This window comes from Microvirga calopogonii (assembly GCF_003347665.1).
GTDB lineage: Bacteria > Pseudomonadota > Alphaproteobacteria > Rhizobiales > Beijerinckiaceae > Microvirga > Microvirga calopogonii.
Genome location: NZ_QDGA01000156.1, coordinates 1 through 9,046 on the forward strand (window position 1 = coordinate 1; position 9,046 = coordinate 9,046).

The following is a 9,046-nucleotide window of genomic DNA, read 5'->3' on the forward strand; positions in this document are numbered from 1 at the left end:
TGCACCAGCAGGCGCTCCACGAGGCCGAGCAGAGGAGCAAACCGGCGTGAGAGAACCTCATCCCCGGCGACTTTCCTGGCGACATCACGATAGACCCGGCCCAAATAGGTCTTCAGCCGCTTCAACTCGCGCCGCATGCGCCGCATCTGACGGGCATGGGCATAGCGACCGACCTGCACGGCCGCGCGTTGGGCCAGACGGGTGTGGGCCTGGCGCAGCTCGAGGCCATGCCGCTTGGCCTGCCGCACCAGAGCCTGCAGCGCCTTGAGATAGAGCTTGGCGTCGGTGGGATAAGTGATGGCTTTGGGCTGCACGGTGGTGTCGACGCTGATCCGCTCCAGGCTCGAGGGCCGCACCGCGCCGCTGTCCAGCCCGGCCTGGATCGTGGCGGACAGCAGCTTCTCCAGTCCGTCGGGGCCGAGCCGCTTGCGCCAGCGCGTCAGCGAACTGGGATCGCACGGCAGCTGATGCTGGAAGTACTCACAGCCACAGAACCATTGGTAATACGGGTTCTCGATCCAGCGCTGCACCACCGCTTCATCGGACAGGTTGAAGGTGTGCTGGAGATACGACAGCCCAACCATCAGCCGCGTGGGTTTGGCGGGCCGCCCCAGGGGGCGATAGAAGCGGCCGAACTCCTCATCGAACCTGTCCCAGTCGATCAAAGCAGCCAGGCGGAACAACGCGTGGCGGGGATCGAGGATCTGATCGAGACGGCTGCGGTAGAGATCACCGGAGCTCGGCAGCGTCGGCTTGGGTTCCATGGCGAAACACCAGGTTTGAGCGGGGCACTTCCCAGATGCTGGCATTCTACAATGCTTCGTGACGACGAAGACTACAATGCTTCGTGACGACGAAGAATCCTTCTGTCTCAATCAGTTGTGGGTTATTCAGGGCCGACTAAGTGGTTCATCCGGGAAGTCAGGCGGCCCTCGGCAGCAGGGCGATGCCGGGTGAGCGACGTGGTCGATGCCGGCGCCGCGCGCCCCAGACGAAGGGATGGCGGTGCGCATTCCAGTAGACTGTAGAGCGGTGGATCGCCTCGACGATCTCGTCCCAGGTCTCGAAGCGCCGACCGGCCAACGCCATCGCGCGCAGGATCTTCCACCACGGCTCGATCAGGTTGAGGTACGCCGCGTATTTGGGCTGGAACACCATCTCCCAGCGCGGATGCGCGAGCAGGAACAGCAGCACGTCCGTGGTGCGGTGGGAGCTCAGGTTGTCCAGGATCGCATACACCCGTTGGGTCGTACTCGGGATCCAGGTCTCAACGCGCTCCAAGAAGTCGACCCAATGGGCGCCGCCGCGCCCTGGATAGGGCTGCGTGAACGCCTCGCCGGTCGCAGGACAAAAGGCTCCGAAGATGTAGCCTTTGGCGCGACGGCCGTAGTCGATCTCCTGTCGCGCGCGCTCGGCCGGTCGCGTCTTTGTGGACACCAGCGCACGACCCGCGTAGCTCTTGGCGCTGACCGGCCCCATCTCATCCAGACAGATCACACAACTGCCCGCGGGTGGCGTGGTGTAGAGCGTTTCGATTGCCCCCTTTTTTCCGCGAAGGCCGGATCGACCCGCTCGCCAAACCAGGTCTCGTGCTTGTGCCAGCGCAAGCCCTCGTGGAGCAGGATCTCGTCGATGCGGCTGCGTTGCATCGCGATGCCCTTGGCCTCATGCAGATAGGCGGCCAGCCGATCCAGGGTCCAGGTGGCAAACGGCAACCCGAGGGTCTCTGGCTTCGTGAGCGCCGTAGCGATCACGGTGGCAGTCTGTTCGGCCGAATACGTCGGCGGGCGGCCTGAGCGGTATCGGTCCTTGAGCGCTTCCAGTCCCTCCGCATTGAAGCAGCGGATGCGCTTGCGCACGGTCTCGCCATCAAGGTCCACCCGGGCTGCAATCGCCGAAGCGCTCTCGCCATGACTGGCGCGCCAGATGATTTGCGCACGCTGCACGCGTTGGGCCGGAGCCGTGTGTGAGTGGGCCAGGCGCTTGACGGTCGTGAGTTCTTCAGCGGTCAAGTCCCGTAAGCAGACTGGTGCCATGGGCGCCTCCGCGATTGGATCAGCGGGAGACGCCATTATACCCCTTTACCTGCCGGATGCACCACTTAGTGATAAAACACCGGCTCGGAGAATATCCTGCGAGGGGTCGTCAACTGCATCTGGCTGACACAGGCGCAAAACGTTGGCAGTGTCGTTCGTGGCGCATCGCTCTCTCGACGAGGTTCTAGCAGACTCGTCACCCGTCTCAATACGCCGCCCTTCCCACACCGTCATCACTCAGCTTCTGAAATCACTCGCGCTGAGTAAGGCCCGTGGTTTGGAAGAGATAGTAACTGGTAAATCGCACCCCTGCCTGTGCCGCCCGGCTGCAGAAACCCAGCGGTGTCGCGTCGGCAGGGCGAAGCACCTGATCAAACGCCCAATCGTTCGAGTTAATGAAGCTAGGTACAGGACAATGCTCAGGCACAGCGCAGATGATTTTGGGGAGGTGCCGGTTTCTGAATAGATTGTAGGTGTAGTCCCGTGTTACTGGTGCGGCAGGAGTCACGTGGTGAGCAGACATCATGGGGCCTCTTCCCTAAAGCCAGCGTTTGAGAGTTATTGACTTTCTATGCCCGGTACATTGTGCATAAGGGCGCTGCCATCGCGCAGTACTCCTCGAGAGTCTTCGTGAATGGACTGCAGCGGGATTTGCGGAGGCTCTAACTCCTGACAGGATAGAGCCATGACGAGGAGAACACCACCGTAGTCACCAGAGATGACGAACCTCTGCGGTGATCGGCCCTTGTGACAGACCATGCTCCTCACACCAGGCCTGGAGCGTTTCCGCCGCTGCTGCACCGGTCAGCCGGCTGCTGAGGTCATGAATCAGGGCATGGGGCATGGGGTGGAGTGTCATGACGGTTGCGGCGCTTCCGCACTCATCCTCGCCTGGTGGCCGATCACATGCGGGTCCAACTCGAGCTCGCGATCGTCCAGAGCTTTCGGCGGCGGAATCAGGAGAACATTGTTGATCAGGCGCGTAGGCCCGCCATAGGCGGCCACGCAAAGAGCGGTCGGTTTCTCGGCCAAGCCCTGGATAGCGCACACGGTCCTGGCATCCTGCAGCTCGAGATACTGCAGCTGGTCGACCTCGGTCATCTGCGATCGGGCAACTGCGATCAGCCTGTCGCTGACGCACTCGCCCTCCCCGTACGCAGTTTCCGCGGCGAGCAGGCTGCGGTCGAGGCAGAGCGCTCTCGTACGATCGGTCGGGCCGAGGTTGCTGTTGCACCTGATGAGTGCCAAACAGTCGGACTCGCGCACCGTCGGAACCGTGACAACCTCGATGGGAAGATTGAGATCCCGCACCATCTGCCGGATCACGGCGCATTGCTGGAGGTCCCTCTGGCCGAGGAAGCTAGCGCTGAAGAGTCTTGCTGCACCCATGGTTGGTCCCTATCCGCGCAACATGATCCGATTTCTCAGTGATGCGATTGCCGAAAACAGAACAGCGCCACTGATCGCTCCGAACAGTGATGCTCCAACAACATGCGTGTAGACATTCTCCGGGATCTGCATCGAGAAAGAGGAATAGATCTGATGGACAACGCTCAGTGCAAAACCGGTCAGCCCGCCATAGCGCAAGCTGGCTGAAATGCTCGACGTCAGCGTCGGCCTAAGAGGCTTTACCATGGGCGGCAGCCGTCCGATCGGCCTCCTGTGCGTCTGACACTAACAGTCGGGGCCTCACTCGACTGTGCCGCGACGTGAGAACCGGCGACGCAGTAAATTGGATGACCCAGTGAGGCTCGATCGACACCTCCACAGCAGTCTTTGGATTGTGCTGCAAGCGCTGAGCCTTGTCGTGCATAGTAACGATGCCGAATGAAGAGAGCTTCACGCTCTCACCGTCCTCCAGCGCCGCGGAAATTGTCTTGAATACCTGCTCAACCAGATCTGCGGCGTCGTCCTTTGTGACGTTGCCCTGCTGGTACATGGCTGCTGTTAAATGGGCGTGGGTTACGCGCTTGCCTATCATCAGCACTCTCCTACTGGGGTTGGAAGGGAGGGCGTCCGTTACCAGAGCCCAACTTTAGGAGGAGCGACATCCTCCGAGGAGCGCAATCACAGAGTAAACGGGAATCGCGCAAATCTCTTACCATTTTATGTCAGCATTTGAACACTCGTCATGTGAAAGTAGCTGATTTCGGTTTTTTACCTATCAAGCGCAAGATCCGTGCCAGAAGGCAACAGTTTAGGTCACACAAAGCGCATTGTTCTCATCTTGCCCCCACACGTTACCCGAGGTACCTTTCTTGACCACTCGGAATTCTTGGCGACTGTTGCGAACCTCGCTAACGTTGAGCTTCAGTGGGCTGTTGCAGCTAGAAAACCGGCGCCGGACATACAGTATCGCGCCTCGGAAGCTAGTAATGCTGAAATTGAAGAAGACGATGTAGAGCGACCGTGGTGTCATTAGTTCAAGGGCGACATAGGAAAATTTCATGGAAAGAAGAGCTGGCTCGGGAAATTTGAACAGCGGGATAAGTGGAGTTTCTGCCTGACTGTAGCCAAAATGGCTGCCAGACAGGAGAGACCATGAGCAAGCGACCCCGCCGGAACCACTCTCCGGCTTTCAAAGCGAAGGTGGCCCTTGCCGCCGTGAAGGGTGAGAAGACCCTGGCCGAGCTGGCCCAGCAGACCGTATGTTCGTTGCCGGCGCAGGTGGCTCGTCCACACTATGCGATGAGCGAGGGTAGCGCCGGATGGGTCGGCGTCGAGCCTCCCGCACAGGGGACGAGCCATGCAGCAGAAGAGCAAGGTGTTTGTCGGTCTGGATACCTCGAAACTGAAGATCTCCGTCGCCGTGGCCGAAGACGGCCGCCAGGGCGAAGTGCGCTTCCTCGGCGAGATCGACAACACACCTGAGGCCGTACGGCGACTGGTCCATAAGCTGGCGAGCCGGCACGGGGAGCTGCTGTTCTGTTATGAGGCCGGTCCGACCGGCTATGGCCTGCAGCGCCAGATCGCAGCCCTCGGCTATGACTGCGCCGTCATTGCACCGTCACTGATTCCCAAGCGCCCGGGCGAGCGCGTCAAGACCAACCGCCGCGATGCCCTCACCCTGGCCCGGCTGCACCGGGCCGGCGAGCTGACAGCCATCTGGGTGCCGGACCCGGAGCACGAGGCCGTGCGCGAGCTGGTGCGGGCGCGCGAAGCCGCGATGGAAGATCTGCGCGAGAAGCGCCAGTACCTGCAATCGTTTCTGTTGCGCCATGGGCGGATCTTCTCCGGCCGCAAGCCCTGGACCCGGGCGCATGCCCGCTGGCTGGCCGAACTCGTCTTCGAGCATCCGGCTCAGTACTTGGTCTTGGGCGAATACCGGCAGGCGATTGCGGATGCCGAGGCCCGTTTGGAACGATTGACCCAGCAAGTCGCTGAGGTGGTCTCGACCTGGTCGATGGCTCCGGTGGTGGAGGCTTATCAGGCCCTGCGCGGGGTAGCGCTGCTGACGGCGGTGACCTTTGTGGCCGAGATTGGCGATGTGCGCCGCTTCGAGAGCCCGCGGCAGCTGATGGCCTATCTCGGTCTGGTGCCGTGCGAAAGCTCCACAGGCGAGCGGGTCCGGCGGGGCAGCATCACCAAGGCTGGCAATACAAGGGTCCGTCGCGTGCTGATCGAGGGCGCCTGGACCTATCGCTTTCCGGCCCGGATGAGCCGCGTGCTGCAGGAACGCCAGGAGGGCTTGCCTCAAATCGTGCGGGCGATTGCCTGGAAGGCGCAGGTGCGGCTGTGCGCGCGCTATCGCCGCCTGATGGCGGCCGGCAAGCGCCAGACCGTGGTAGTCACCGCTATCGCGCGGGAGATGGCGGCGTTCCTGTGGGCGATCGGCCGCGAGATCCAACCCCGTTCGGCCACCTGAAGGCGCACAAGGACAATATCTCACAAAGAACCGGATCACGTTTGACTGACATCTGTGATTGCGCAGCACCGGAGGCAGGGCCTCGGTGGGGAATCCTCGTACGAATTGTGTGGCCGATGGGATATCATTGACGCCCGCCAGCAGATCGAGGCAGCCCCGGACGAACACACGGAAATGCGGTAGCCAACCCGCGCATCAGAGTCTGCTCAACCGTCGTCTTGACGGCTCTGTCTCCGGCCCTGCGCAGTTACTCCATCCTGCCACGTCCGGCTCCCGTCCTGGGATCGCACTCCCACGTCCAAGCTCATTGACAACGAACATTAGAGTTTGATGTCCATCCCAACCAGATCACCCAATGGAAGGCGCAGTTGCTCGAGGGAGCCGCCGGCGTGTTCGGGCCCGAGCCCAAGGCCGGAACGGGCACGCCGCCGCTGGATGTGAAAACCTTGCACGCCAAGATCGGCGAGCTGACCCTGGCCAACGATTTTTTGGAAAGCGCGCTCGGCAAAGCCGGAGTGTGGCCGAGCGCAAAGCGATGATCGACCGCGCGCATGCCCTGCCGCTTAGTCGGCAGGCTGCGGCGCTCGGGATCAGCCGGGGCTGCCTCTATTATCGACCGCAGCCTGCCTCGGCGGCCGATCTGGCCCTCATGCGGCGGATGGACGAGTTGCACCTGGAGTATCCCTTTGCGGGCAGCCGGATGCTGCGCGACCTGCTGCTGGCGGAGGGCTTCACAGTCGGACGCCTGCATGTTTCCACGTTGATGAAGCGGATGGGCATTGAGGCACTCTATCGCAAGCCAAACACCTCCAAGCCGGCACCAGGGCACACGGTCTATCCCTATCTCCTGCGCAAGCTGTCGGTGACGGGGCCCAACCAAGTCTGGGCCATGGACATCACCTACAGTGCGCCTCGTCCCGGATGGTCCGGGGTGCATATGTCTGGAATGCAAGGAGAAAGGAGAAAAGGAGAATGCCTTGCCCCCTGCTGTGAGGGGGCATGAGCCCAAGCGGCGGTGACCTGCCGTCAACTGGCAGGGTGACGGAGCCCGCAGGTAAAGGGGATTGAGGCGAAGCCGTTACGCCGAGATGATTCCCGAGGCTGAAGTATTGGAAGGTTGAGGAACACGAACCGGTTCACCCGCATCTGAGGGCTGGAATGTCGCCTCCGCCTACACGGCTTAACAGGCGGAATGCTGATGATGTCGCCGGACACGAAGGACGGCGTGCATCCGAACGTGAGCAGAGATGTAGGACGCTCGCGAAGGGCCATGGGGAGAACACAGCCAGACCATGGCATCGGCATCGACTTGCAGAATGCAAGGACAAAGACTGCGACCGGCAGCCTCACCAATACGCAAGATGTCCAGCATATGAACGAGGGAAGGCATGGTGGAATGCCAAGGGAGTTGACCCTGATGTCCATCATGCTGGCGGAGTTCCCGTAGTAGTCCGCGACAGGGAAAGCCTGTCACATGGCGAAGGGGAACAGTTCAAACTGCTTGAAGTGCAAACTACCTGACCCAACGAGGTGAAGACCTTTGATAATCAGCGAAATGCAGCACAAGCTCGCAACATGGGCCAAAGATGATCCGAACCGACGGTTCGATCGCCTTCTTCGGCTCATTGCCGATCGGGAGTGGCTTGCCGAAGCCGCCCGGATCGTTCTGGCGTCGAGCGGCGCTCGAACTCCGGGCCTTGACGGAAAGGATAAGCAACAGCTGCAGGCCGGACTGGATCAGCATCTGGCCGATCTGCGGATGAGCCTGCTGACGGGCAGCTACTGCCCTCAGCCGGTCAAGCGAATCTACATCCCGAAAGCGAACGGCAAACTGCGACCATTGGGTATCCCGACCCTAACAGACCGCATTGTCCAGCGCGCCATGCTGATGGTCATGGAGCCGATCTGGGAAAGCGATTTCCATCGGCTCTCCTATGGCTTCCGGCCTGAGCGGAGCGTGCATCATGCTGTCCGTACCGTGAAGATACAGCTTCAGGATGGAACCGATACGACCAGGGGCCGCTGGATCATCGAGGGTGATCTGGCAAGCTACTTCGATACGGTCCATCACCGGCTGCTTCTCCGATGTGTGCGGCGGCGGGTGCAGGACAGGCGATTTGTCGATCTTCTCTGTCAGTTCCTGAAGGCGGGTCACATTGATCGTGGCCTGTTCGTGGCCTCCAGCGAAGGCGTTCCGCAAGGTGGCGTTCTGTCACCGCTCCTGTCCAACATCATGCTCCATGAGTTTGATGCGTGGCTCGAGGCGAAATACCTCAGTGACAAGGCGCGTAAGGATCGATGGGCCTGGAACTTCGGCATCAAGCAAGGCCGTCCCATTACGGTTCGTGAGAACCGACAATGGAAGCCGGCCATCGCCTACTGTCGATACGCTGACGACTTTGTCGTGATCGTAAAAGGAACCAAGGCTCAGGCAGAAGAGATCCGTGAGGAATGCCGTGCCTTTCTGGAAGGTGACCTGAAGCTGACGCTGAATATGGGCAAAACCCATATCACCCACGTCAATGACGGCTTCGTCTTTCTGGGGCATCGGATCATTCGCAAGCGGGGGGCGCACGGACGTATGTCTGTCGTCACGACGATACCCAAGGAGAAGGCCAAGGGGTTTGTTCGCAGACTGACTGAGGTCCTCTCCGGCCATCATAGTGTCAGCACGGTCGAGATGATCGCCAGCCTCAACCGGCAACTGGCCGGCTGGGCAGCGTTCTACAAGTTCACCGACTTCACTGCGTCCGTGTTCCGGCACATCGACCATGTCGTGTTCTGGAAGCTGGCGCATTGGCTGGGGCACAAATACCGATCCCGCATCAAGCCTCTGATGCGCAAGTGGTACAAGGCCCCGGAATCGGGCAAGGCAAAAACCTGGCTTGTTTACGGTCGGACTGAGCGTGGCGAGGCCATCGGCAAAGCGCTCCACAGGCTTGTCTCAAGCCCCAAGGCGCGGTTCCGGTGGCGCAATCCGGAGGAAAACCCATACATCTTCCGGAGCGAAGCCCGCAGCACCGTCACATCGCACTATCAGGATGTTGCTATGGCCATGGGCCAAGCTTGAATAGAGAGCCGTATGCGCTGAAAGGTGCATGTACGGTTCGGGGAGGAGAAGCGCATTCGCGCTTCTTACTCCACT

Annotated in this window: 7 protein-coding genes and 2 pseudogenes; 4 read left to right on the top strand and 5 right to left on the bottom strand. The window is 60.8% G+C overall.

Annotated features, from left to right (window positions below; all coding sequences use genetic code 11):
• From DDF70_RS34145 to DDF70_RS34165, 5 genes are all read right to left on the bottom strand, one after another.
• Window positions 1-764: IS5 family transposase (locus DDF70_RS34145; RefSeq protein ID WP_114949001.1), on the bottom strand; the 764-nt coding region annotated here is incomplete at its 3' end.
• Window positions 765-921: 157 nt separating this feature from the next.
• Window positions 922-1,479: a transposase gene (locus DDF70_RS34150; RefSeq protein ID WP_245435764.1), complete on the bottom strand. Its 558-nt coding sequence runs from the start codon at window positions 1,477-1,479 to the stop codon at window positions 922-924.
• A gap of 14 nt (window positions 1,480-1,493) precedes the next feature.
• Entirely contained in the window at window positions 1,494-2,036 is a 543-nt protein-coding gene (locus tag DDF70_RS34155) for a helix-turn-helix domain-containing protein (protein ID WP_114949003.1), read from the bottom strand.
• Window positions 2,037-2,891: 855 nt separating this feature from the next.
• Window positions 2,892-3,425, bottom strand: coding sequence for a pantoate--beta-alanine ligase (locus tag DDF70_RS34160; RefSeq protein WP_114949004.1), 534 nt, complete (start codon window positions 3,423-3,425; stop codon window positions 2,892-2,894).
• A gap of 229 nt (window positions 3,426-3,654) precedes the next feature.
• Window positions 3,655-4,017, bottom strand: a complete 363-nt coding sequence (locus tag DDF70_RS34165; RefSeq protein ID WP_114949005.1) for an HU family DNA-binding protein — start codon at window positions 4,015-4,017, stop codon at window positions 3,655-3,657.
• A 560-nt stretch (window positions 4,018-4,577) separates the two neighbouring features.
• On the opposite strand from DDF70_RS34165, the pseudogene DDF70_RS39470 reads away from it, so the two are divergent.
• The 4 genes and pseudogenes from DDF70_RS39470 to ltrA all read left to right on the top strand — a co-directional run.
• Window positions 4,578-4,679: pseudogene (locus DDF70_RS39470) on the top strand (transposase); the annotation flags it as partial.
• A gap of 103 nt (window positions 4,680-4,782) precedes the next feature.
• On the top strand, window positions 4,783-5,901 hold the full coding sequence (locus DDF70_RS34170; protein WP_114949006.1) for an IS110 family RNA-guided transposase: 1,119 nt from the start codon (window positions 4,783-4,785) through the stop codon (window positions 5,899-5,901).
• A gap of 323 nt (window positions 5,902-6,224) precedes the next feature.
• A pseudogene (locus DDF70_RS34175) lies at window positions 6,225-6,805 on the top strand (IS3 family transposase); the annotation flags it as partial.
• Window positions 6,806-7,456: 651 nt separating this feature from the next.
• Complete coding sequence (gene ltrA, locus DDF70_RS34185; RefSeq protein ID WP_114949008.1) at window positions 7,457-8,971, top strand: group II intron reverse transcriptase/maturase; 1,515 nt, start codon at window positions 7,457-7,459, stop codon at window positions 8,969-8,971.
• Window positions 8,972-9,046 lie beyond the last annotated feature (75 nt).